This is a genomic window from Rhodococcus sp. HM1, assembly GCF_023218075.1.
Taxonomy (GTDB): Bacteria; Actinomycetota; Actinomycetes; order Mycobacteriales; family Mycobacteriaceae; genus Rhodococcus.
In genome coordinates, this window is sequence record NZ_JALPTB010000089.1 from 1 (window position 1) to 22,985 (window position 22,985).

A 22,985-nucleotide genomic window follows, 5' to 3' on the forward strand; every position below is an offset into this window, starting at 1 on the left:
CACCATGGGGGGTGGGGGCGGGTTGCCGGCCGTCGTGTGAAGCGGTGGTCCCGGGGCGGGAGACCCCGCCCCGGGACCGGCGCTGTGGTTCGCGGTCGCGGACCTTCGGCTATTTCGCAACAGCCCGCTGACCGACTGAATGTACCGTTCGCTCGTTTTCGGGCGGAGCCCGAAGATCAGGCTCCCCGGAAGTTCGGGGGGCGCTTCTCGAAGATGGCGGAGATCGCCTCGGTCAGGTCCTCGGAGGGCAGGAACGCCGCGTTCCACGCCGCGACGTAGCGGAGGCTGTCGTCGACCTGCGGGGAGCGGCTGTGATCGAGGACGTCCTTGATGCCGTGGACCACGAGCGGCGGGTTGGCGGCGATCTCCGCGGCGGTCGCGTGGGCGGCGGCGAGGGTGGCCTCGGCGTCGTCGAACACGTCGTTGACGAGACCGATCTTCTCGGCGCGGGCGGCGTCGATGTCCTTGCCGGTGAGGGCGAGTTCGCGGGTGTGGCCGTCGCCGACGATGAGCGGGAGGCGGGCGAGGGTCCCGACGTCGGCGACCATACCGACCTTCACCTCACGGACGCTGAACTTGGCGTCCGCCGAGGCGTAGCGGATGTCCGCCGCGGTGATCAGGTCGACGCCGCCACCGATGCACCAGCCCTGCACGGCGGCGACGACGGGCTTGCGGCAATCGGCGACGGCGGTGATCGCCGCCTGCATGCGCTTGATCATCGCGTGGAAGTCGGTGCGCGGCTTGGCCAGCGCCTTGTCGGCGAGAACCTTGCCGAGGTCGCCGCTCATCGCGGGCAGGTCCAGCCCGAACGAGAAGTGCTTGCCGGAGCCGGCGAGGACGACGGCGCGCACCTCGTCGTCGGCGTCGAGTGCGGCGAACACCTCGGGCAGCTCGGACCAGAACTCGGGTCCCATGGCGTTGCCCTTGCCGGGTCCGACGAGGGTCACGCGTGCGACGTGCGCCTCGACCTCGACGGTGAATGCTTTCCAGCTGGAATGATCGGTCATTACTCGAGAGTAATATCTTTGCCGGTCGTTCACACCGAGCTCCCCGTCACGTTCACCCCCGAGCGGTGTTAAAGACTCGAAAACTCCCGGTCACAGCTCTGGAGACACGCCCGCACACGAGGGAAGCTGGATCCGACCGCAGCGCCGGGGTTTCCCGGGGCGGTCCGTCTCGGAGAGGAGCGCAGGCCATGCTTCTGCATCAGGGAATCGGTCTCGGTGCGTTCAACGCCCTCAGCCGCCGCGGCACCGTTCACGCCTTGTACGAATGCTGCGCGACGCTCGCCTGGGCGAACCCGGTGGCCGCCGGACGCCCGTACGCGAGCTACACCGAACTGTTCGCCCGCGCCGACGCAGTGCTCGTCACGTTGGACGAGTCGAGCATCGCCGAGGCCCTGGAGTGCCACCCGATCGTCGGTGTCCGGCCGCGCAGCACCCATTCGCGCGCCGAGCAGTGTTCGGTGTGGACCGACGATCCGCTCATGATGGCGGAGATCGCCCACTCGGCGCAGGTGTACGAGGAGAGGTTCGGCTTCCGCTATCTGTGGTGTGCGGCAGACCGCGGGCCCGACGAGCTGCTCGTCGACCTCGTGCACCGCCTCGACAACGAGATCGACGCCGAGCGGAAGATCCGCACCGACGAACTCGCGAAGATCACGCGCACCCGCCTCGAACGCATGCTGGGACCGGAGGACGGCTTTCCGCTCTACTGATCCCCGCGCGACAGATGCGGTCCGCTCCTACATTGGAACCATGTCCGCGACACTGCATCCGAACGCCGTTCACGTGGCCGACACGCTCATCTCCCGCGGCCATCCCGGCCTGATCCTCACCCAGCCGGAGTCGGTGCACACCGCCGAGCAGGCGGCCGCGGCGCTGGGCGTCGACGTCGGTGCGATCGTGAAATCGCTCGTGTTCGAACTCGACGGCGAACCGGTTCTCTTGTTGGTCTCCGGAGCCCATCGGGTCGATGTCCGGCGCTGCGGCGAGCGCCTCGGCGGCACACTGGTGCCGGCGTCGCCGGAGCTTGTCACGGAGGTCACCGCGCAACCGGTCGGCGGTGTCGCGCCGCTCGGCCACCCCACCAATCTGCCGACCTATGTGGATCGCGCGCTCGAGGCGCATCCGCTGTTGTGGGCCGCGGGCGGATACCCGAACACGGTGTTCCGCACGACCTATCGGGAACTTCTGCGCATCACCGCGGGCATGGACGTGGACATGGACTGACCGGCCCGCGGTATCGGAACCGGAACCGCTGCACTATAGTGTCACCGTGACTATCCGAGCGTGGAGCCGCAGGCACGTCGACCTGTGCCGTACCCGCTCGTGCCTGTGTGCGGCCTGACGCCCACACCCATTCCATCTCATCACTCGCCTTGTCCCCCAGTTTCTTCCGGGGACGAGCCTTTTTCAGGGACGGCCATGCCCACATCACATTCCCCTGTCGCCGATCGCGCCGACGCCACCGCACCCGAATTCGCCCTGGGCGTCGGCAACGAGGAGTACCGCTCCGCGTTGCGCCGCCACCCTGCAGGCGTCACCGTCGTCACGCTCGACGCCGGAAACGGCCCGGTCGGCTTCACCGCGACGTCGTTCTCCTCGCTGTCGCTGAACCCACCGCTGGTGTCGTTCAACATCACTCGGACCTCGTCGAGCATCGACGCCGTGCACGCGGCGGACTCGCTCGTGGTGCACCTCCTGGGCGAGGACCAGCAGCATCTGGCACAGCGTTTCGCACGCAGCGCCGAGGAACGCTTCGCCGACCGTTCCCTGTGGGACCGCCTCGACACCGGCGAACCGGTACTCCACGACACTCCCGTGCGCCTGCGTCTGCTTGTGCACCAATTGATTCCGGCCGGAGACAGCACGCTGGTCGTCGGCCTCGTCACCCACACGCACGTCTCCGACACCGAGTCGACGGCGGCGCCGTTGCTCTACCACGACGGCGTCTACCACCGGCCCACACCATTGGACACCACACCATGACCACAACACCCGAACTCGTACTGGTCGTTCAGCTTTCGAACACCGGCGTGCGCTCGTCGGCGGATCTCGCCGCGCTCGCCGACGCGTTGCGCGAAACCGCTCGGGACCTCGTGCCGGGAGCGAGCACACACACGCTGCTCAGCTCCACACCGGTGCCGCTGGTGATCGATCTTCCGGCCCGCGACGTGATCCTCGACAACGCCCGGGTTCCACTCAGCCACACCGAATTCGAAATCCTGTCCCGCCTGGTCCGGCGACCTCGCGTGGTCGTGTCCCGATCGGTACTGCGCGAACTCGATCCCGCCGCGGCGAGCGTCGACCACGGACGCGGTCGCAGCGTCGACGTCCACGTGTCCCGAATCCGCACGAAGCTGGGAAGATTCGGATCCATCATCACGACGGTGCGGGGAACCGGCTACCGTTTCGACCCCGATCCCGGCGTGCACGTCGTCGAACCCCTGACCCGGCGTTCGGCCTGAAGACACAGCGAGTGGGGCGAGAGAATCCGTTCTCTCGCCCCACTCGGCTTTTCGAATCGTGACCGGCTCGCGCCGGGATACTCAGGAGGCGCGGACGAGGCCCCGGCCACCGGTTCCGAAGCGGCGCAACACTTCCACGACGGACGGCGCGGTCGCCGCGAGGCCGCGGGCCTCGAGCCACGGCAGCGTTCCGTCGATGATGTGTTCCACGGTGAACGGCGCCGCCAGCGGAACGAGGGTGACACCGTCCGCGACGTGCGTGGAGTGGATGTCGGCGATGAGGCCGGCGAGCCCCTGCGGGGTACCGACGTACGACAGGGTGTCCGACGCGCGCGGAACATCCAACTGCGCGTACTGCTTCCGCGCGCTGCGGGCCTCGGATGCGACGACCACCTCGAGATCGACCAGGACGGTGACGCTGCCGGGGTCCCGACCCTCGGCGACGAGCCCGGCACGGACGCGATCGGTGGCCTTGCGGGTCTCGCGCAGATCGGTGGCGCGGATCCGCACGACATTCGGCTGCGGCGCACTGAGATCGAGCGACTCCTCGCCGGGCCGGCCGGCGGTGAGATCGGCCCAGTAGTGCGGGCCGGACGGACCGGAGAGCTCGACGGCGACACGCAGCGGGCGCGCGGACGACACGGTGTGAACGATGTTGTTGTACGACATGTGGGGTTCCTTCGAACTGCCGCAGGCGATCCCGCGGCGATGAGCTGTGGAGACTGGGGTGTCGTTCAGCTCGTACACATGCCGGAAGCGGTACGGCACAGATCGACATGACGACGGCACCACTGTGCGACGACGTTCGATGCGGTCTGCGATGCCATGGGCAATACCCTACCGATCTTGTGGGAAATTGTCGATCGGGGTGATCAGACGCACTCCGACGCGCCCGCGCCCTCCGCCGCGAGACCCGGGCGGGTCTCCGGGGACGGGCCCCACAGGCCGTCGGTCTTCGCGTAGGTCCAGGACGGGCCGTGCTCGACGAGGCGACGCACGGCACCGACCAGACGCTCCACATCGGCGGACGAGCTGCCCAGGCCGAGGGAGGCACGCACCGCACCTCCGGCGCGGCCGACGCGGGCGAGCAGCGGATGCGCGCAGAAACGACCGTCGCGGACGCCGATGCCGTGCTCCGCTGACAGGTACGCCGCGACCTCGGCGGGTTCGTAGCCCGCGACCGTGAAGGTCACGATGCCGACGGACTCGCTCGAGTCCTCCCAGAGGCGCAGCAGTTCGACGCCATCGATTTCGCGCAGACCCTCGACCAGCAGACGGCTCAGTTCCTCTTCGTGGCGGGCGACGGCGTCGGCGTCGAAACCGGCGAGCGCTTCGCAGGCCGCCGCGATCGCGGCCGCGCCGAGCACGTTCGGCGAACCGGCCTCGTGGCGCGCCGGGGCGCAGGCCCAGTCGGTGTGGTCCAGGCGCACCTCGCGCACCGCGCCGCCACCGGCGAGGTAGGGCTCGGCCACATCGAGCCAGTCGCGACGGCCGACCAGGACGCCGGCACCGAACGGCGCGTACGTCTTGTGACCGGAGAACGCGAGGTAGTCGACGCCGGTCGCGGCGAGGTCGACGCGCCGGTGCGGGACCAGCTGTGCGCCGTCGACGAGGATGCGGGCACCGCACTCGTGCGCGAGGTTCGCGAGTTCCTCGATGGGCAGCAGCTCACCGGTGACGTTCGAGGCTCCGGTGATCGCGAGCAGCGCGGCCGGCGCGCGGCGCAGTTCCGCGGCGAGTCGCTCGACCGTCCCGGCGACCGTGTCGGCGGCCTCGACGATGCGGGAGTTCTTCCACGGCAACAGGTTCGCGTGGTGCTCGATGTCGAGGAGCACGACGTCACCGGGCACGGCGGTCGCGAGCAGGTTCAGGGAATCGGTGGTGTTGCGGGTGAACACGACGACCTGGTCGTCGGCGGCGCCGACGAATCCGGAGACCACGGTCCGGCACTTCTCGTAGGCGTCCGTGGTCACACGCGAGGCATAGCCGGCGCCCCGGTGAACGCTGGCGTAGAAGGGCAGCAGTTCGGCGATGCGGTCGGTGACGGCGGCCAGGGCCGGAGCGCTCGCGGCGTAGTCGAAGTTGGCGTAGGTGCAGGTACCGCCCTGGACGAGCGGAACCTGCAGGTCACAGCCGGAAACGCGAGCGATCGGGGCGATGCAGGTGGCGGTCGTTGCAGCAGTCATCAGTAATCCCTTGTCTGTCCAGGGACCCGTCGGTGATCGCCACGACGATGATGGATCGCCGGCGGAGTCCGCGCTTGCTGCGTCCGGTGTTGGAACCACAGCCTGGTCGTCACCCGGAGCACCCCACCGCGGAGGAGGGTTGCCGACCAGCGAGCCGGGGCTTGATGCTGGTACTCGTGACCTGCCGAAGAGGATGACAGCACGCCGCCGCTGTTGTCAAACCGAAACATTTCGCGTGCGGTCGACAGGCGAGAAGTCGATGGTCCGGAGCACAATCGGTCGAAGCGACCGCCCCGCCGGCAGGGAGTTCACCTGCCGTCCACCCGGTCGTGAGACAACCGGCCACACGCATCGACACCTAGAGAAGGACGCAGATTGTCTGTCCAGCCCAAGACGGATCCGGGTCGGCCGGCTCGAATACCGGACGAGTACCTGCGCTCCTCGTTCGCGCCTCCCGCGCGGACCCTCGTCGACATCCTGCGCAGCACCGCCGACGCCCATCCCGACGCCCCCGCGATCGACGACGGCAAGGTCATGCTCAGCTACGCGGAGCTGGCGGAGGAGATCGTCGCCGGCGCCTACCGGCTGACCGACGCGGGCGTCGGCGCCGGCGACCGGGTCGGGGTGCGCATGCCGTCGGGCACGAAGGACCTGTACGTCACGATCCTGTCGGTGCTGGCCGCGGGCGCGGCGTACGTTCCGGTCGACGCGGACGATCCCGACGAACGAGCCGAGCTGGTGTTCGGGGAGGCGGGGGTCACCGCGATCGTCACCGAGAACGGGATCGGCCCCGGCACCGCACCTGCGGCCGCGAATCCGCAGATCCGCGGACCGCGGCTCGACGACGACGCCTGGATCATCTTCACCTCAGGGTCGACCGGCACCCCGAAGGGCGTCGCGGTCACGCACCGCAACGCCGCCGCCTTCGTCGATGCCGAAGCGCGAATGTTCGTGCAGGACAACCCGATCGGACCAGGCGACCGGGTACTCGCCGGCCTGTCGGTGGCATTCGACGCGTCGTGCGAGGAGATGTGGCTGGCGTGGCGGCACGGCGCGTGCCTGGTCCCCGCACCCCGATCGCTCGTGCGCTCCGGCATGGATCTGGGTCCGTGGCTGGTCTCCCGCGATGTCACCGTCGTGTCCACCGTGCCCACGCTCGCGGCGATGTGGCCCGCCGAAGCGCTCGAAGCAGTGCGACTCCTCATCTTCGGCGGGGAGGCCTGTCCCCCGGACCTCGCCGCCCGGCTCGCCGTCCCCGGCCGGGAGGTATGGAACACCTACGGGCCGACGGAAGCGACCGTGGTCGCGTGTGCCGCCCGGATGGACGGCACCGGCCCCATCCGCATCGGCCTGCCGCTCGACGGCTGGGACCTCGCCGTCGTCGACGCCGACGGTGTGCCCGTCGAGGAGGGCGCCACCGGCGAACTCGTCATCGGCGGAGTCGGCCTGGCCCGCTACCTCGACCCCGCCAAGGACGCCGAGAAATACGCGCCGATGCCGACCCTGGGCTGGGAACGCGCCTACCGCAGCGGCGATCTGGTGACCCTCGACCGTCGCGGCCTGCTCTTCCAGGGTCGCGCGGACGACCAGGTCAAGATCGGCGGCAGACGCATCGAACTCGGCGAGATCGACAACGCCCTGCAGAACCTGCCGGGCGTCGCGGGTGGCGCCTGCGCCGTGCGCAAGACCGCGGCCGGGCACGCGATGCTCGTCGGCTACATCGCCAGCACCGACCCGGACTTCGATGTCGCCTCGGCGCGCGACCTGCTCACCGAGCAACTTCCCGCCGCGATGGTCCCGCGACTCGCGCTCGTCGACGAACTACCCACCCGCACGTCCGGCAAGGTCGACCGGAACGCGCTGCCGTGGCCGCTGCCCGGCGCCGACGCCGAGTCCGCCGAGTCACTCGGACTGGACCCCACCGCGGAATGGGTCGCCAGCCTGTGGATGTCGCTGCTCGGCGCCCGCGTGGAGGGCCTCGACGACGACTTCTTCGAACTCGGCGGCGGCTCGTTGTCGGCGGCACAGCTGGTGACGGCCCTGCGCGAACGCTATCCGGAGATGACCGTCGCGGAACTGTACGACCATCCGCGGCTCGGTTCGCTCGCCCTGTACCTCGACGAGCTCGCCCCGACCGAAACCGTCGCTCCCCGGAGCGTCGAACCGACACCGCGGTCCGCGCAGCTGGCGCAGATCGCCGCGACCGTCCCGCTGACCACGCTGACCGGCATGCAGTGGGTGACGTGGCTGGCCGTGCTGAACAACGTGCTCGCGACCGTCGTCTCGGTGCCGTGGACCGTCACCCTGTCGTGGTGGTGGGTCGCGCTCGGTGTGCTGCTGTTCATCACCCCGCTCGGCCGCATGACGATCGCGGTCGCGGGCGCGCGGATCCTGCTGCGCGGCGTGAAGCCCGGCACGTATCGGCGCGGCGGCTCGGTGCATCTGCGCCTGTGGTCGTCTCTGCGGCTGGTCGAGGCGAGCGGGGCCGCGAACCTGTCCGGTGCCCCGTGGATGCTGTACTACGCCCGCGCGCTCGGTGCGAAGGTCGGCCGCGGCGTCGATCTGCACAGCCTGCCGCCGGTGACCGGGATGCTCGAACTCGGTGACGGCTGCTCGATCGAACCCGAGGTGGACCTGTCCGGTCATTGGGTGGACGGCGACGTGGTGCACATCGGCACGATCCGGATCGGGGCAGGCGCGTCGATCGGTGCCCGGTCCACCCTCAATCCCGGGTGCAAGATCGGCAAGAACGCCGTCGTCGAGGCCGGATCCGCGGTGTTCGGGCGCGTCAAGTCCGGACAGCAGTGGGCCGGCTCCCCCGCCGTGAAGGTCGGAAAGGCCTCGCATCCGTGGCCGGCCGAAGCACCCCGCCGCGCGCCGGCGTGGGTGCCGGTGTTCGGTGCGAGTTCGGTGCTGATCGCCGGGTTGCCGCTCGTCGCGATCGGCGCCGGCGTGGCGTTGATCGGCTGGTGGGTGAGCGACACCGCGACGCTGCCCGAGGCCGTCGCCCGGTCCCTCGTGATGCTGCCCGCGGCCGGGCTGCTCACCATGTTCGTGTTCGCACTGCTCACCGTCGCAGCGGTGCGACTGCTGTCGCTCGGCATGACCGAGGGCTGGCACCCGGTGCGCAGCCGCGTCGGCTGGCAGGTGTGGGCCACCGAACGGCTCATGGACTCCTCACGCACGTTCCTGTTCCCGCTGTACGCCTCGATGCTCACCCCGATCTGGCTGCGTCTGCTCGGCGCCGACATCGGCAAGGACGTCGAGGCGTCGACCGTGCTGATGGTCCCCAAGTTCACGAAGGTCGCCGACGGGGCGTTCCTCGCCGACGACACCATGGTCGCGTCCTACGAACTCGGTGGCGGCTGGCTGTTCATCTCCCACGCGAAGGTCGGCAAGCGCGCGTTCCTCGGCAACTCGGGCATGGCCGCGCCGGGACGCCGGGTACCGAAGCACGGTCTCGTCGCGGTGCTGTCCGCAGCGCCGACGAAAGCCAAGTCCGGGTCGTCGTGGCTGGGCAGTCCCCCGGTCCGACTGCGCCGTTCCGCGGGCGACTCCGATGCGACCCGCACGTTCGCTCCCCCACTGAAACTGAAGGTCGCGCGGGGATGCGTCGAAACGTTCCGGCTCGTCCCGATGATGGTGACGTTCGGGATCGGGCTCGGTGTGCTGTATGCACTGAACGCGCTCGCGGCCGTCGGTGGATATCCTCTCGCCCTGCTGCTCGGCGGTCTCGTCCTCATGATCGCCGGTGCGGTCGCGTGCGGAATCTCGGTGGCGGCGAAATGGTTGGTGGTCGGGCGGATCGGCCGGGTGGAACATCCGCTTTGGAGTTCGTTCGTGTGGCGGAACGAGGTGTCCGACACGTTCGTCGAGATGGTCGCCGCGCCCTGGTTCGCCCGCCCGGCGACCGGAACCGTCGTGATGAATCTGTGGCTACGGGCGCTCGGCGCGCACATCGGCCGCGGCGTGTGGTGTGAAAGCTACTGGCTGCCGGAGGCGGATCTGGTGACGCTCGAGGACGGAGCGACCGTGGAACGGGGGTGCGTGGTGCAGACGCATCTGTTCCATGATCGGATCATGTCCATGGACACCGTGACCCTCGAGAACGGAGCCACGCTCGGCCCGCAGTGCGTCGCGCTGCCGGCGTCGGGCATCGGCGCCGGAGCCACCGTGGGCCCGGCCTCGCTCGTGATGCGCGGCGATGTCGTCCCCGCGTCGACCCGCTGGCAGGGCAATCCCGTCGCCCCGTGGACGACGCCCGCGGATTGGTCGCCCCGATGAAGTCCGGCAAGGCGGCCAAGCCGGTTGCTCCCGTGGGTCCGGACCGTCCGCTCGACCCCTATCTGCCGACGAGCGGCAACCGCGGGTATCGCGTGTCCCGTTACGAACTGGAGTTGACGTACAAGGTCGCGTCGAACCGGCTCTCCGGCCGCGCGACGATCATCGCCACCACGACCGATGTGCGCGGCAAGTACGCGCTCGATCTCGTCGACACGATGCGGGTGTCGAAGGTGTCGGTCAACGGTGCGCGACCGGCGAAGTACACCCACCGCGACGGCAAGCTCACCGTGGCCCCGGCGCAGAAGATCCCGGCCGGGGCGGTTCTGACCGTCACCGTGAACTATTCGGGGACGCCGACGCCGCGCCACTCGATGTGGGGGGAGGTCGGCTGGGAGGAACTCGAGGAAGGTTCGCTCGTGGCGAGCCAGCCGAACGGTGCCCCGTCGTGGTTTCCGTGCGACGACCACCCGGGGTCGAAGGCGACCTACCGGATCACCCTCACCACGGATTCGCCGTTCCACGCCGTCGCGAACGGCACGCTGCTGCGCAAGACCACGAAGGCCAGCCGGACGACGTGGGTGTACGAGCAGCCCGAACCGATGTCGACGTATCTGGCGACCGTGCAGATCGGGCACTACGAGTCCCGGAAGGTGTGCTCGTCCCCGGTTCCGATCGTCGCGGTGCATCCCCCGCGACTGCGGGAGGAATTCGACGTCGACTTCGGCCGTCAGCCGCAGATGATGGAGGTCTTCCGGCGCCTGTTCGGGCCGTATCCGTTCGCGCACTACACCGTCGTGGTGACCGACGACGACCTCGAGATCCCGATCGAGGCGCAGGGCCTGTCGATCTTCGGCGCCAACCACTGCGACGGCCGCCGCCGCGAAGAACGGCTTGTCGCACACGAATTGGCGCACCAGTGGTTCGGCAACAGCCTGACCCTCACGCGCTGGCGCGACATCTGGCTGCACGAGGGTTTCGCGTGCTACGCCGAATGGCTGTGGGCGGAGAATTCGACCGGCCCGTCCGCGCATACCCTTGCGGCGGAAGCACATCGCGGGTTGGCGCGCAAACCCCAGGACATCCTGCTCGGCGATCCCGGCCCGAAGGACATGTTCGACGACCGGATCTACAAGCGCGGCGCCCTCACCCTGCACGCGCTGCGCCGGCAGCTGGGCGACGACCGCTTCTTCTCCCTGCTGCGCACCTGGACCGCGGAGCATCGGCACTCGAACGTGACCACCGAGCAGTTCGTCGGTCTTGCAGCGCATTTCACCGACGAACCGCTACGGCCGCTGTGGGATTCCTGGCTCCACGAGCGGGCGCTTCCTCCGTTTCCCGACGCCTGAACGTCCGCGCGCCCGAGTTCAGGGCAGCACCACGTCGGAGGCGAGCCAGCGGCCGTCGACGAGTTCCATCGTCATCACGACGCGGCTGCGGTCGAGTCTCGGTTCGGGTGTCACGGCGTTGGTGACGGTCTGGTCGACGAACAGCAGCACCTCGACCTTCGTGGTCGTCGCGGACTTGATGCCCGCCTCGATCACGACGCCCTCGGCGGTGGCCTGGTTGTCGACGAGCAGCTGCCGAAGCTGTTCGCTCGACTGGGCATACATGTCCTTGAAGTTGCCGGTGGCGCCGTCCAGCACGGCCTGGAAATTCGCGTCGAGGTCGTCCGAGCTGACGCTGGTCAGCACGACCGCGTACTGCCGTGCCGCGTCGAGCGCTGCGGCAGAGGCGTCGTCGACGGCGTCGGCCTGATTCCACTTCCAGCCGAGCACGCCGGCGGCGACGACCGCCAGGACCGCCACCAGCACGGCGGCGAGAAGCGCGAGGCGTCCCCGATCCTTGCCCGGCACCGCTTTGCCGGTCGCAGCGTCTTCGGTTGCGGCGTCGCCGGTTTCAGCATTCTCGTTCACGACGTAGTTCTCGGCCTTCTCGTCGGCATCCTCGCGCTCGACGACGGCCGCTGCCGTCCGGCTGTTCTTGCTCACGTCGGTTCTCCTTCTCGTTGTCGGGCCTGGTCGCTGCGTCGGCAGCCGTGATCGGATCAGCGCACCCCCGGGTCGCCGGGATCGGGGCCGCCGGGTTCGAGCAGTAGAGACAACGGCCCCATCGGTGTCGGATCCGCCTGCTGCAGCGGATCGACGCCCGGCGGCGGCGCATAACCGCCTTCCTCACCCGCCGGTCGCGGCGCGTTGCGTGCTCCACGGACCAGGGTCGACGGATCGGGATTCGGACAGTAGGTGTGCAGGTACGGTTCCGGAAAGTTCGACAGCGCAGGCGACTGCCGGGGCAGGTCGTAGTCGCACGAGTACCGCGGATAGATGTTGACGAACGCCCAGATACCACCGTCGCGGAACGCGGTCCCCAACGCGTCGAGTGTCGACCCGCCGCGGGTGGCCGGGAAGAAGAACTCGTGGAGGGCCGGTACCCGGAGGTAGGCCATCTGCGCGGTCGTGGCCAGATTACCCAGCAACTGCACCATCGTCGGCGAGTTGTCCGCGAAGAGCGTGTCGACGGACTGCAGGGTCGCCGGCGCACCGTCGACGAACTGCCGGAATCCCGCGTCCTTCGACTCGATCCCTTCGAGCGTCGCCGACAGATTCCGGGAGGTCGCGGCCAGACCGGCGGCACTGTCCGAGAGTGTCCCGAGCACGACCTTGCTGGTGTTCAGCACGCTGACGGTCTGCGGCAGCACCGAAGCCAGTGTGGAGATCAGAAACGTTCCGCCGTCGACGATATCGGCCAGCTTGTCCGGACCCTCCGCGCTCATGCCGAGCTCGTCGACGATGGTCCGGACCGTATCGGGGTCGATCTGCGCGAGCATGCCGTCGAGATTGCCCATAAGCGTGGACAACGGGACCGGGGTCGACGTCTCGCCGACAGCGATCTCCGCGCCGTCGACGAGGAACGGCCCGCCGTCGGAGGCCGGCCGGAAGTCGAGGTACTGCTCCCCCGCGAGCGACAGTCCCGCCACCCGCACCTCTCCGCCGACGGGGATCTGCGCCGACGAGTCGATCGCCGCGACCGCGACCACGCCCTCGTCGGTGAGCTCCACCGACGTCACCCGCCCGACCGGGACGCCGCGCAACGTGACGTTGCGGTCGGGCAGCAGCCCTCCCGAATCCCCGAGGTTCACCCGCACGTGGATCTTCCGGTCGGCCGGATCGAGGTGGAAGACACCGAAGATCAGGTAGGTGACGCCGAGAACCAGGGTGAGGGCGAGGGCCGCCACCGACAGCCCGAGGCGGTGCGCCGACGCGTAGCGCACACCCGTAACCAGTGCGCGGGCAGGAACTTCGAGGACTGCGTTCCGTCCGTCGGCGGCCGTCATTCCGGCACCACCCCGAACTTGGTCTGCAGTCGCATGATCGTGTACGTCAACGTGCCGACGAACGCCGTCCAGTCCGTGCCGTCGGGCAGCCTGCTGCCGGGGTCACCGGTGTGGCCGGGGACCGGGACGGCACCGAGCGCCAGCTGCTCCAGATCGGCGTCGGTGTGCGCGGACGTACCGCTCGTGATGTTGATGACCGGCGCCAGGATCCGGTTGACGGTATCGAGGGACACCCCCGGCTGCGTCGCTGCTCTGTCGAGTTCGGCTGCAACCCGGTTGATGTCGGCGATCATGCTGCGGGTGTCGGTTCCCTGGACGGACGGGAACTCACCGATCCGGTCGGTGATCGCGGCGACCTGGGAGACCAGATCGACCACCGCCGTGGTGTTCTCGGACAACACGTCGAGTGCGGGACCGGCAGCGACGACCGCATCGTTGATCGTCGAACGCTGATCCGAGAGCGTCGCGACGAGACCGTTCGTCTGCTCGAGGGATCGTCGGATCTCCTCGGACCGGGAATTGAGATCGCCGACGAGCCGGGTGGACTCGTGGATCAGTTCGGCGATGCGGTCCCCCTTGCCGTCCACCGCCGAACCGAGGCCGTTGACCAGTTTCGTCAGGTTCCGGACGACACCGCCGTTGACGAGCAGTGACGACGTTGCGAGAAGTTCCTCCACGGTTGCCGCGGCGGAGGTGGCTTCGATCGGGATGGTGTCGCCCTCGCCGAGGACGGCGGCGTCCGCCGACGGATCGTCCGGCGACTGCAGCGAGACGAAGACGTCACCGAGCGGAGTCGCCGACCGCAGTTCGGCGGTCGTGCCCTCGCGCAGCACCACACCGTTCATGATGCGCAGGGAGACGACCGCCGTGTAGTTCTCCACACGCATCGACTCGACCTCTCCGACGTCCACACCGGCGAGCTTGACCTTCGCCTTCGTCGGCAGATTCAGCGCGTTCTCGAACGTCGCCGCGATCACGTACGAGTCGCCGCCGACACCGGGGGCGGGAAGGGGCAGGTTCTCGAGTCCCGTCGAGCAGGCCGCCGTCGACATCGCCACGGCGACCGAGATGCCGGCGAACGCGAACCGCAACCGTGGGCCTCTCATCTCGGCAGTCCCGCCAGTCCCTCGAGCATGCCCGCGACACCGAAATCGGGTCCGAAGTCACGCAGGGTTCCGGTTGCGCAGCCGAGATGGGTGAGTCCCAGGCGGTTGCAGACCTCCTTGACCAGCTGCCCGTCGAAGAAGACCTTCTCGAGCTGTGCGTGCACGCGGGCTCCCCCGTTCTCCTGGTCGATCGTGTTGTACGCGTTCTCCATCAGCAGCGGCGTCACGTCGAGGAATTCGGCGAGCTGGTCGCGGTAGTCCGCGAGCGACCGGGTGACCGTCTCCGCGTTCGTGAGCGTCGATCTCAACGCGTCCCGATTGTCGGTCAGCAGCGAGTTCGCCTGAACGAGAATGTCGTTGATCTTCGAACCGGTGTCGCCGGTGCCGAGGTTCGCGTCGGCGAGGATCTCGCTCATCATTCGGGTGGCCTCGCCGAACTCGCGGATGTCGCGGTCGTTGGCGGCGGCCGCACTCGTCAGGACCGCGAGATCGTCGACGATCCTGGTGATCTCGTTCGCGGTGCCCGCACCCTCGTCGTCGCTCAGGCGCAGCGCGTCCGAAAGGGTGGACAGTGCCGACCTCATCGCATCACCGTTGCCGTCGGTGGCGCCGGCTCCGGCTGCCAGGATGTCCGCGACGGGGCCCCCGCCGGTTCCGTCGCCCTGAAGTTCGACGGCCAGGTTGTCCGCCATGGCCAGTAGCCGGTCGAACTCGATCGGAGTCTTCGTGCGGTCGAGTCCGAGAATCGCATCCTGTGGAAGCGTGTCGCCGCCTCGGTACACCGGTGTCAGTTCCACGTGGCGGTCCGTCAGCACGGACGTCGACACCGCCACCGCCTGCACGTCGGCCGGAAGGTCGATGCCGCCGTCGACCTCCATCCTCACCTCGACGTACGAACCCTTCGGTTCGATCCGCGTGACCTTTCCGATCGGAATTCCCAGGACCGCGACGGTATTGCCCTCGTACAGCCCGGCACCGTTGTCGAATCGAGCGGTGATCGTGTGCGGTTCCTCGCCGCCGAATACCGCGCGGAGTCCGAAGAAGCCCGCGGCGAGCACGAGAAGTGCCACGGCAGCGGCGCCGACGATCCGAAGCGGGCTCATTCGCACTCCTGGAAGTAGGCCGGCATGTCCAGTTCCACGGCACGGCCGCTGAGCGCGCACATCCACGAGTCGATCATCGGGCCGGCGGGCGCGGAGAAGTCCACCTCGTTCGCGGTTCCGCTGGCATTCGTGAAGTTGCGCAAGGGGACCGGAAGGATCTGCAGGGTGTTGCGCAGCAGATCGTCGTGGTTGCCGAGGCTCTGCAGCAGTTCGTTCAGGCTCGCGATCAGCTGTTCCACTTCCGGCCGGTCCTCGACCACGAGGGTGTGCAGCTCCGACACGAGGTTCGTGGTCGCGGCGAGCAGCCGATCGATCATCTCCCGGCGAGTCGTGATCTCCTGCAACATGTCCCGGCCGTTGGTGACCAGCGCGCCGAGGCTGTGTTGCTGATATCGCACGATCCCGGTCATCGTCCCGGTCGCCTCCAGCAGCGACCCCACCTGGTCGCGGCGCTCCGCCAGCACCGCCGACAGACTCTCGATGTTCGCGAGCGCCTGGGGCATCAGCGGGGGCAGACCGTTCAGCTCACCGGCGAGCGCGGCGAGGGTGTCGCCGAGTTCTCCGGCGTCGACCTGTTCGAAGGTCGTGGTCGCGTCCGCCAGCACCTCCATGAGGTCGTACGGAACCTCGGTGTGGGCCAGCGGGATCCGATCGTCCGGAATGTCGCCCTCTCCGGCGGGCCGCAGTTCGATGTAGCGGGCGCCGAGCAGCGTGGTCAGCTTGATGGATGCCCGGGTATCGGCGCCGAGCGGGACCCCGTTGTCGATCTTCATGGTCACCACGACGTGGTCGTCCTCGAGCCGCGCTCCGTCCACCGTACCGACCTGGACGCCGGCGATCGTGACCCCGTCGCCGGGCGCGATCTGTGCCGCCTGAGCGAATTCGGCTTCGTACGTGCGTTTTCCGAATCCGGCGGAGCTGATCAGGAGTGTCGCCGCAAGTGCAGCGGCGATTGCGACGACGGTGATCGCGCCGAGGGTCACCGGTCGGCACTCTTCGATGGGCCGGATCCGGAACCTGCCGCCGCGGGCGGTGCGCTGGGTGGTCACGGTCGGTCACCTGCAGACCGGGGAGTGCGTGACCCGGCCCTCGGGCGTGGCCTGCGCGACGACGGTCGGAATGACGTTGCTCAGCGCCGGGACGAGCGTGACATTGAAGTTGCACAGGTATGTGGACAAGTAGCTCCCCTCCTGGCTCACCCGGGCGAGCCCTTTCAGCAATGCGGGAAGGTTGAAGGCGAAGTACTCGAAGGAGTCCTTGTGATCGTTGAAATGCTGCGCGAAACCCGGTTCCCGCGCGAGGAATTCCTGCAGGTCGGGTTGGACCTCCGCGACGATCGTGGACACGCTGTCGGCGACGGCACCGATCCGTTCCACCGATCCGACGAGTTCGTCCCGCCGCGCCGTCAGCTGATCGAAGATGGCCCGCGACTGCGAGATGACCGTGTCGAAGTTGCCGCTCTGCACCGCGAGGTCGTGGACGACCGTGTCGAGGTTGCCGATGATCTCGCCGAGGACCTGGTCGGGACCCGCGATCGATTCGGCGAGTCGCGTCGTCTCCGCCACGAGCGTGGTGACCGCGCCCGAATCGCCCTGGAGCGCGGTGATGATCGCGGTCGTGATGTTGTCCACCTGCTCGGGGTCGAGGACGCTGAACAGTGGTTCGAATCCGTTGAGGAGCACCGAGATGTCGAACGACGGCTCGGTGTGCTCGACGGGAATCCCACTGCCTGCGGGCAGTATCCGTGGGTCGCCGAATTCGCCGAGCGACAAGCCGAGGTACCGCTGTCCGATGATGTTCTGGTAGGTGATCGACGCTTTCGTGTTGCCGTACACGACCTGACCGGAGTCGATGCGGAACTTCACCTTCGCGGTGGTGCCGTCGAGCGCGATCGAATCGACGCGACCCACCCGGACACCCGCCATGCGCACGTCGTCGCCGACCCGTAGCCCGGAGACGTCGGTGAACTCCGCACTGTAGGAGGCCGTCGGCCCCTGCACGCCGCGCTGCAGTGTCACCAGCACGGTCCATCCCAGGGCGCAACACACCACCAGAAACAGGGACAGTCCGATCAGCGGCTTGCGATAGCTCATCGCGGCGCCTCCGGTTCGGGTACGACGTTGACGACCGCACCCCGGGCGAGGGGGCCGAGGAGCATCTCCGCGGCCGCGTTGAGGTCGCCACCGAGGATTGCGTCGAGCAGTTCCTTCTCCTCCGGTCCCCCGACCGGCCCGACGTTGCCGCCGACCGGCTCGGTGCTCACCATCGTCGACGCGTCGGGGGTGTAACCGGGCACCGGCGGGACGCCGGTGGGGGCGGTTGCGCAGCTCGCGCCGGCGAGGTCTCCGTATCGCGGGCAGTCGGCCCTGGTGTACATGCGGTGCGGGGTGAACTGGAAGACGAACTTGCCGACCCCGTTGAGCCGGCCGTCCGGCTGGAAGTGTTCGAACCACTTCCTGGAGATGCTGTTCATGCTGACCACGATCTGCGAGAACGAGGGCGAACCGTCGGCGAGAACCCCGAGCACCGGCGTGAGCTGCGTGGTGAGGGTGATCATCCGATCGGTGTTGTTGTCGAAGGCGGTTCCCGTCGTCCCGAGCGTGTTCGCCCCGGAGAACAGGAACGCCGCGAGTGCCGCGTCCTTCTCGGCGAGGGTCCGCATCGGGGCGATCGAATGGTGCAGGGCGTCGAGCAGCTCCGGTGCCGACTCGTGCAGACCTTCCACTGCGCCGGTCAGCGCGTCGAGTGTCGACGGTCCCGCGCCGGGCTCGACGACCGCGCCGACCTCCCGGACGATCCGCGCCAGTTGCGCTCCCGCCTCGACGATGTCGTCGCCCCGACGGTCGGTGGCATGGGCCACCGCCGCGAGGACACCCAGGGTCTGTTCGGTGCCGACACGTGCAGTCGCCGCCGCAATCTCCCGCAGTTTCGTCAGCGCGGTCTGGAGTTGGACCGTCGCCAGACTCTCGTCCTGGGGAATCCGCGTATTCGGTGGGAGCGGGGGCGCCGCCCCGTTGTCGACGAGTTGCACCGACGACACGGCGAACACATTGCTCGGGACGACGCGTGCGGTGACGGTGCTCGGAATCGAGCGTGCGTGGGCCGGGTCGAGCGCCATGTGAACGACGTTCGGTCCGTCGCCGGTGGCGGCATCGACACTCTGCACCGTTCCCACCAGGACGCCGCGGAACTTCACGTCGGACCGTGCGGGCAGCCCGTCCCCCACCTCGGTCAGGGCTGCGGTGACGTCGAAGGTGCGGTCGAATGCGCCACCGGTCTTCGCCACGAGCCCTGCGACCAGCAGGGCCGCCACGACGAGCGCCCCGAAGCCCTGCAGGTACAGCCGGGCCGGACCCGGACCGCGTCCGTCGCTCTCGAACAGGATCGGCATCGTTCACCCACCCAGCCTCGCTCCGGAGCTGATCCCCCAGAATGCGACGGTTAGTAGAAGATTGACGACGATCATCGCGGAGATGCTCGAGCGCATCGCCCGGCCGGCAGCAGTGCCGACGCCCTGCGGTCCACCCGACGCGTAGAAGCCGTAGTAGCACTGGATCGTCGTGGTGATGACCACGAAGACAACGGCTTTCGAGAGCGAGTACACGATGTCGGGGCCACTGAGAACGAGACGGAAATAGTGGTCGTAGGTGCCGGACGAGACGCCGCCGGACATCCCGATGACGATCTGCACGGTCAGGTAGTTCGCGGCCAGACACACCAGATACAACGGGATGATGGCGACGATCGACGCGAGCAACCGCGTCGTCACCAGATACGGAATCGACGGTATTGCAAGGGTTTCCATCGCGTCGATCTCCTCCGAGATCCGCATGGCACCGAGTTGCGCGGTGAACCGGCAGCCGGCCTGTGCGGCGAACGCGAGCGACGCCATGATCGGCGCCAGTTCACGCGTCGTCGCCGTCGACGAGATCATGCCGGTCGCCGATTCCAGGCCGAGCAGATGCAATGCGTTGTATCCCTCGATCGCGACGAGCGCTCCGGCGGCGGCACCGAGGATGACGATCACTCCGGCGGTGCCACCGCCGACCACGATCGAGCCGTTGCCCCACGTCACGTCGGCCAGGATCCGCAGGAATTCCTTCCGGTAGTGACGCAGCGTCGTGGGGATCGCCGCCAGCGCCCGAACCAAGAACCCGATCATGTGGCCGAGGCGCTGGACCACCGCTGCTTGCGACGCAACGACATTCACGATCGGCCGTGTCCCGGGAGGGAAGTATCGCGATGCCACTCAGAACCCCGTACGTGGAAACAGCAGCACATACAGCTGCGTGAAGGCGACGTTGACGATCATCAGGAGCAGGATCGAGGCGACCACGGTGGCGTTCACCGAGTTCGCGACACCGGCGGGCCCACCGCGGGTGTCGAGCCCCTTATGACAGGCCACAATCGCGACGATCGCCCCGAAGACGATCGCCTTGATGATCGTCAGGACGAAATCACCCACGGTCGCGAAGGATGCGAACGTCGTCACGAAGCTGCCCGGCGTTCCGTTCATGACGAACGTGTTGAACAGGTATCCCGAGAGGAAGCCGACGAAGCACACCAACCCGGTCAGGGCGACCCCGACCACGATCGCCGCTGCGAGACGCGGGACCACGAGCCTGCGCACCACCGAGACGCCCATGACCTCGAGGGCGTCGATCTCGTCCCGGATCTTGCGTGATCCCAGATCCGCGCAGACCGCGGACCCCGCGGCCGACGCCATGAGCAGGGCCGCGACCATCGGCGCTCCCTGCTTGATGACCGCGAGACCGCTGGCCGCGCCGGCGAGCGAGGTCGCACCGACCTGTCCTGCCAGCAGACCGAACTGAATGGACAGGGTGACACCGATCGGAATCGCCACGAACATCGTGGGAAGCGCCGACGCCGAAGCCATGAACGCCGCCTGCCGAACGAACTCCGCGAACGGAAACCGAAGTGCCGCAATGTCGGTGATCAGATACTGGATCGCGCGGATACCCAGTACACACTGCCCACCGACGGTTTCCAGTGCCGCGACGGGATGGCGACGGATGTAGCTCCGCATCCACCGGTCGATCTCGGCGACCGCCGAGGTTTCCGGCCGGACCTCGGCAACGTCGACGGGACTGCGCCGATCCCCGCCACCTTCCCCAAGGATCCCCATGGTGTGGCCTTTCGTCGTCGGTCGGCCGTGTGATCAGTGGGCGGGAGTGAAATCGACGTGCAGTTCTGCGATTCCGCGCAGGATGTAGGTCGGTTCGTACCGGTAGGTGCGATGTCCGGCCGGTCCGTGGTGGGAGTCGTCGACGGTCAGGGTCGTTGTGCGGTCGAGGAATCGCTCGATCGCGACACGGCCTTCGATACGGGCGAGCGGTCCACCCGGACAGGTGTGCACACCCCGACCGAACGCGACGTGTTCACGGGCGTTGGCCCGGTCGACGTGGAAGGTGTGCGGGTCGTCGAATCGGGCAGGGTCGCGATTGGCGGCACCGGGCAGCACCATCACCACGGTGCCGGCCGGAATGCGCACACCGGCCAGTTCGGTAGTGGTGCGGGTGAGCCGGAAATCGCCCTTGACGGGCCCGTCCATGCGCAGCAGTTCCTCGACGAAATCCGGGATCAGGGCGCGATCGGCGCGCAGCGCGGCCTGGAGGGACGGGGTGTCGGCCAGGTGCCGGATCCCCGCGGTGATCAGCCGGGCGGTGGTGTCCTGACCTGCGCCGAAGAGGAACGTGGCCAGCCGGACGAGTTCGACCACCTCGGGAAGTTCACCGTCGGGGTAGGTCGCCGCGGCCAGGGCGCCGAGGACGTCGTTCTGTGGGTTGGCGCGGCGGTCGGTGAGGTAGCCGGTGAACTTCGCGTCGAGGTAGTCCAGCGGGTTGGTGGCCAGGGTATCGGCCTCGCTCATCGCCCCGACCTGCTGCGCGAGCAGGTGACGGCGGAAGTCGTCGTGGTCCTCTTCCGGGACACCGAGCAGGTTGGCGATGGTCAGCAACGCGAAGGGCTGGGCGAATCCGTGCAGGACCTCGACGGTGCCGTCGGCCAGGAATTCGTCGATCTGCCTGTCCGCCAAGCGCCAGAGGAACTCTTCGGATTCCTCCATGCGGCGAGGGGTGAACAGGCCGGCGAGCAGGCGACGGATCTTGGTGTGCCGGGGCGGGTCCATGGTGACCAGGTGCTCGTTGAGCGGGAATTGGTCGCGATATTCGTCGATCTGGTGGTTGATGTCGTCCCCGTCCGGGATGAACGGCAGCGGCGGAAACGGGCCGATGGGCGCGGTGATGTTGGAGAACACGGTGGTGTTGCGGAGTACTTCGAGGGCTTCGTCGTAGCCGGTGACCGCAAGGACACCATGGCTGACCGGGTGCACCGGGCAGCGCGACCGCAGATGGTCGTAGAACGGGTGCGGATCGTCGGTGAAGTACGGGTCGGTGAAGTAATCCCGGGCGAAGTCGCTCTCGAGCTGGTCGACCGGGCAGGTCGGGGAGTTCTCGGGTGCAGCGGTCACGGCAAACTCCTGTCTGGGCGCACGGACGGGACCGGCTGTAGCCCCACCCCGATGCTGAGCAGTTGCATAGCGATGCTGAGCACATGGATAGCACGCCCGCCGGAACGTGGTCAAGGTCACACCCCGCCGACGCCCCGGATGTAAACAGACTTATGTCGCCTCGAGTCGGAATGGCCCGGTTCCCAATCCGCACAACGGATTCGAAGCGCACAGCGACTCCCGACTCGAATCGGACAATCGATCATCGGTCATGTCCGTCGACATCTACCGCCGCGTCGATCGTCGCGAGCCCGGAATCACGACAGGTGGTGACCCCTTACAACCTGCCGCGCCGTTCGCCTCCCGAAGAACCGAGGCATACCCGCCATATTTCCGGCTCCGGCGCCTACGATGCGAGCACACCCGACCCGATGTGCGAATCCTGGAGGTGGACGACGCGCATGGCATCGCCGCGCAGAATCGGGGCTCCCGACGCGAAGAACCGGACGGTACTGCTCGACGCCGCCGAAACGGTCATGATCGAACACGGCTACGCCGCCGTCTCGTCCCGCCGCATCGCCGAACAAGCCGGTCTCAAGCCACAATTGGTGCACTACTACTTCCGGAGCATGGACGAGTTGCTGTTCGAGGTGTTCCGACGTCGAGCCGAGGAAGGCCTCGAATACCAAGCGAGCGCACTGGCTTCGCCGCAACCGCTGTGGGCGCTGTGGGAGTTCAGCACCGATCCTGCCGGCGTGGCACTGACGATGGAGTTCATTGCACTGTCGCGGCACCGGCCGACGCTTCGGACCCAAATTGCCGAATACTCAGAACAATTCAGGCGCCAGCAGGCCGACGCAATCGCTGCCGTCCTCGACCGGTACGGAATCGAGCACGAAGATCTTCCCCCAGTCGTGGCGTCGGTCCTCATGACGTGCCTGTCCCGTGTGATCATCATGGAGGATTCGCTCGGCGTCACCGGTGGCCATGCCGAAACAGTGAGCCGCGTCGAGCACTGGTTCCACGCACTCGAAGGC

Annotated in this window: 21 protein-coding genes and 1 riboswitch; of the genes, 7 read left to right on the forward strand and 14 right to left on the reverse strand. The window is 68.0% G+C overall.

Features of this window, described 5'->3' with window-relative positions:
• Positions 1-176 precede the first annotated feature (176 nt).
• The gene (locus M1M07_RS28810) at positions 177-1,007 is read right to left on the reverse strand and encodes a crotonase/enoyl-CoA hydratase family protein (RefSeq protein ID WP_197251353.1); all 831 of its coding nucleotides are present in this window, start codon (positions 1,005-1,007) and stop codon (positions 177-179) included.
• A gap of 188 nt (positions 1,008-1,195) precedes the next feature.
• On the opposite strand from M1M07_RS28810, the gene M1M07_RS28815 reads away from it, so the two are divergent.
• From M1M07_RS28815 to M1M07_RS28830, 4 genes are all read left to right on the forward strand, one after another.
• Complete coding sequence (locus tag M1M07_RS28815) at positions 1,196-1,717, forward strand: 2-oxo-4-hydroxy-4-carboxy-5-ureidoimidazoline decarboxylase (RefSeq protein ID WP_197251354.1); 522 nt, start codon at positions 1,196-1,198, stop codon at positions 1,715-1,717.
• A 40-nt stretch (positions 1,718-1,757) separates the two neighbouring features.
• Entirely contained in the window at positions 1,758-2,231 is a 474-nt protein-coding gene (locus M1M07_RS28820) for a YbaK/EbsC family protein (RefSeq protein WP_197251355.1), read from the forward strand.
• Between the two features lie 195 nt (positions 2,232-2,426).
• Entirely contained in the window at positions 2,427-2,990 is a 564-nt protein-coding gene (locus M1M07_RS28825; RefSeq protein WP_197251356.1) for a flavin reductase family protein, read from the forward strand.
• Positions 2,987-3,469 carry a winged helix-turn-helix domain-containing protein gene (locus tag M1M07_RS28830; RefSeq protein ID WP_197251357.1) on the forward strand — a complete coding sequence of 161 codons (483 nt, stop codon included), beginning with the start codon at positions 2,987-2,989 and terminating at the stop codon, positions 3,467-3,469. Before M1M07_RS28825 ends, M1M07_RS28830 begins: the two co-directional genes overlap by 4 nt.
• A gap of 81 nt (positions 3,470-3,550) precedes the next feature.
• On the opposite strand, the gene M1M07_RS28835 is transcribed toward M1M07_RS28830, so the two are convergent.
• From M1M07_RS28835 to M1M07_RS28840, 3 genes are all read right to left on the reverse strand, one after another.
• Positions 3,551-4,138, reverse strand: a complete 588-nt coding sequence (locus tag M1M07_RS28835; protein ID WP_197251358.1) for a hypothetical protein — start codon at positions 4,136-4,138, stop codon at positions 3,551-3,553.
• Between the two features lie 65 nt (positions 4,139-4,203).
• On the reverse strand, positions 4,204-4,296 hold the full coding sequence (locus M1M07_RS33260) for a putative leader peptide (RefSeq protein WP_368862574.1): 93 nt from the start codon (positions 4,294-4,296) through the stop codon (positions 4,204-4,206).
• A 45-nt stretch (positions 4,297-4,341) separates the two neighbouring features.
• Positions 4,342-5,655 (reverse strand): aminotransferase class V-fold PLP-dependent enzyme, encoded by a 1,314-nt coding sequence (locus M1M07_RS28840; RefSeq protein WP_248676348.1) that lies wholly within the window; start codon positions 5,653-5,655, stop codon positions 4,342-4,344.
• Between the two features lie 65 nt (positions 5,656-5,720).
• Positions 5,721-5,837, reverse strand: a riboswitch (SAM riboswitch).
• Between the two features lie 193 nt (positions 5,838-6,030).
• Between M1M07_RS28840 and M1M07_RS28845 the strand changes: the two genes are divergently transcribed.
• Positions 6,031-9,939 (forward strand): Pls/PosA family non-ribosomal peptide synthetase, encoded by a 3,909-nt coding sequence (locus tag M1M07_RS28845; protein ID WP_248676349.1) that lies wholly within the window; start codon positions 6,031-6,033, stop codon positions 9,937-9,939.
• Positions 9,936-11,285 (forward strand): M1 family metallopeptidase, encoded by a 1,350-nt coding sequence (locus M1M07_RS28850; RefSeq protein ID WP_197251371.1) that lies wholly within the window; start codon positions 9,936-9,938, stop codon positions 11,283-11,285. Before M1M07_RS28845 ends, M1M07_RS28850 begins: the two co-directional genes overlap by 4 nt.
• Before the next feature lie 18 nt (positions 11,286-11,303).
• On the opposite strand, the gene M1M07_RS28855 is transcribed toward M1M07_RS28850, so the two are convergent.
• From M1M07_RS28855 to M1M07_RS28900, 10 genes are all read right to left on the reverse strand, one after another.
• Positions 11,304-11,927 (reverse strand): hypothetical protein, encoded by a 624-nt coding sequence (locus M1M07_RS28855; RefSeq protein ID WP_248676350.1) that lies wholly within the window; start codon positions 11,925-11,927, stop codon positions 11,304-11,306.
• A gap of 56 nt (positions 11,928-11,983) precedes the next feature.
• Positions 11,984-13,270, reverse strand: a complete 1,287-nt coding sequence (locus tag M1M07_RS28860) for an MlaD family protein (protein ID WP_248676351.1) — start codon at positions 13,268-13,270, stop codon at positions 11,984-11,986.
• The gene (locus M1M07_RS28865; protein WP_248676352.1) at positions 13,267-14,376 is read right to left on the reverse strand and encodes an MlaD family protein; all 1,110 of its coding nucleotides are present in this window, start codon (positions 14,374-14,376) and stop codon (positions 13,267-13,269) included. The genes M1M07_RS28860 and M1M07_RS28865 overlap by 4 nt, the downstream gene beginning before the upstream one ends.
• The gene (locus M1M07_RS28870; RefSeq protein WP_248676353.1) at positions 14,373-15,479 is read right to left on the reverse strand and encodes an MCE family protein; all 1,107 of its coding nucleotides are present in this window, start codon (positions 15,477-15,479) and stop codon (positions 14,373-14,375) included. The genes M1M07_RS28865 and M1M07_RS28870 overlap by 4 nt, the downstream gene beginning before the upstream one ends.
• Positions 15,476-16,528, reverse strand: coding sequence for an MCE family protein (locus M1M07_RS28875; protein WP_248676354.1), 1,053 nt, complete (start codon positions 16,526-16,528; stop codon positions 15,476-15,478). The genes M1M07_RS28870 and M1M07_RS28875 overlap by 4 nt, the downstream gene beginning before the upstream one ends.
• Positions 16,529-16,534: 6 nt before the next feature.
• A complete protein-coding gene (locus M1M07_RS28880) occupies positions 16,535-17,572 on the reverse strand; it encodes an MCE family protein (RefSeq protein ID WP_197251363.1) in 1,038 nt (345 codons plus the stop codon).
• Positions 17,569-18,870 carry an MlaD family protein gene (locus M1M07_RS28885; protein ID WP_248676355.1) on the reverse strand — a complete coding sequence of 434 codons (1,302 nt, stop codon included), beginning with the start codon at positions 18,868-18,870 and terminating at the stop codon, positions 17,569-17,571. Before M1M07_RS28885 ends, M1M07_RS28880 begins: the two co-directional genes overlap by 4 nt.
• Positions 18,871-18,873: 3 nt before the next feature.
• Positions 18,874-19,728 (reverse strand): ABC transporter permease, encoded by an 855-nt coding sequence (locus M1M07_RS28890; RefSeq protein WP_197251365.1) that lies wholly within the window; start codon positions 19,726-19,728, stop codon positions 18,874-18,876.
• Entirely contained in the window at positions 19,729-20,526 is a 798-nt protein-coding gene (locus M1M07_RS28895; RefSeq protein ID WP_197251374.1) for an ABC transporter permease, read from the reverse strand.
• Between the two features lie 132 nt (positions 20,527-20,658).
• Positions 20,659-21,969: a cytochrome P450 gene (locus M1M07_RS28900; protein WP_248676356.1), complete on the reverse strand. Its 1,311-nt coding sequence runs from the start codon at positions 21,967-21,969 to the stop codon at positions 20,659-20,661.
• A gap of 440 nt (positions 21,970-22,409) precedes the next feature.
• Between M1M07_RS28900 and M1M07_RS28905 the strand changes: the two genes are divergently transcribed.
• Positions 22,410-22,985: TetR/AcrR family transcriptional regulator (locus M1M07_RS28905; RefSeq protein ID WP_248676357.1), on the forward strand; the 576-nt coding region annotated here is incomplete at its 3' end.

Excerpts from the sequence above, each read along its gene's own strand:
- M1M07_RS28885 (WP_248676355.1), bottom strand. The coding sequence starts at position 18,870 with ATGCCGATCCTGTTCGAGAGCGACGGACGCGGTCCGGGTCCGGCCCGG.
- M1M07_RS28810 (WP_197251353.1), bottom strand. The coding sequence starts at position 1,007 with ATGACCGATCATTCCAGCTGGAAAGCATTCACCGTCGAGGTCGAGGCG.
- M1M07_RS28820 (WP_197251355.1), top strand. The coding sequence starts at position 1,758 with ATGTCCGCGACACTGCATCCGAACGCCGTTCACGTGGCCGACACGCTC.
- M1M07_RS28840 (WP_248676348.1), bottom strand. The coding sequence starts at position 5,655 with ATGACTGCTGCAACGACCGCCACCTGCATCGCCCCGATCGCTCGCGTT.
- M1M07_RS28870 (WP_248676353.1), bottom strand. The coding sequence starts at position 15,479 with ATGAGCCCGCTTCGGATCGTCGGCGCCGCTGCCGTGGCACTTCTCGTG.
- M1M07_RS28825 (WP_197251356.1), top strand. The coding sequence starts at position 2,427 with ATGCCCACATCACATTCCCCTGTCGCCGATCGCGCCGACGCCACCGCA.
- M1M07_RS28815 (WP_197251354.1), top strand. The coding sequence starts at position 1,196 with ATGCTTCTGCATCAGGGAATCGGTCTCGGTGCGTTCAACGCCCTCAGC.
- M1M07_RS28880 (WP_197251363.1), bottom strand. The coding sequence starts at position 17,572 with ATGAGCTATCGCAAGCCGCTGATCGGACTGTCCCTGTTTCTGGTGGTG.
- M1M07_RS28860 (WP_248676351.1), bottom strand. The coding sequence starts at position 13,270 with ATGACGGCCGCCGACGGACGGAACGCAGTCCTCGAAGTTCCTGCCCGC.
- M1M07_RS28895 (WP_197251374.1), bottom strand. The coding sequence starts at position 20,526 with ATGCGGAGCTACATCCGTCGCCATCCCGTCGCGGCACTGGAAACCGTC.
- M1M07_RS28850 (WP_197251371.1), top strand. The coding sequence starts at position 9,936 with ATGAAGTCCGGCAAGGCGGCCAAGCCGGTTGCTCCCGTGGGTCCGGAC.
- M1M07_RS28830 (WP_197251357.1), top strand. The coding sequence starts at position 2,987 with ATGACCACAACACCCGAACTCGTACTGGTCGTTCAGCTTTCGAACACC.
- M1M07_RS28835 (WP_197251358.1), bottom strand. The coding sequence starts at position 4,138 with ATGTCGTACAACAACATCGTTCACACCGTGTCGTCCGCGCGCCCGCTG.
- M1M07_RS33260 (WP_368862574.1), bottom strand. The coding sequence starts at position 4,296 with ATGGCATCGCAGACCGCATCGAACGTCGTCGCACAGTGGTGCCGTCGT.
- M1M07_RS28865 (WP_248676352.1), bottom strand. The coding sequence starts at position 14,376 with ATGAGAGGCCCACGGTTGCGGTTCGCGTTCGCCGGCATCTCGGTCGCC.